Genomic DNA, 432 nt, shown 5'->3' with positions numbered 1-432 from the left:
AGGTATCAACAAGACAAATTTTTCATTGAAGAAATTCCTCTCTCTGTTTTATCCAAGTTATATAAAAGGTTTAACATTTCAAGTGAGGAAGAAGTGATTGCTTTTCTCGACTGTACGATATTTGGATCAGGGAAAGTCGGTGTGTGTTTTACCGATAAGGGGTTAAGATGGAAAAATCTAAGTGGTGAATTAGGCAATATTGAATGGACTGAATTTGGTAAAGTAAATCAGATTACGGTCCAAAATAATATCGAAGTTCATTTCGACAATAGAAAAGCATGCTTAATAGGTGGAGGAAATACGTATCCAATTTCATTATTTATAGAACTTTTGACAAGTATAAGAGATTTCTTAAACGAATATTCGTACGAATTACTTGTAAAACCGCACAATGTATCTTCTTCTGTAACGTATAATGACTTAATGAATATA

1 protein-coding gene is annotated in these 432 nt (G+C 31.9%); it reads left to right on the top strand.

Going from position 1 to position 432, the window contains the following annotated elements; translation table 11 throughout:
- Positions 1-432, top strand: a 432-nt coding sequence (locus AC1DWA_RS33495) for a hypothetical protein (protein ID WP_477917814.1), incomplete at both ends; no start/stop codon positions are given.

This window comes from Rhodococcus sp. P4_F3_2 (genome assembly GCF_056401335.1).
Note: the sequence above shows the minus strand (reverse complement) of the source record. Positions and strands in the feature narration are given on the sequence as shown.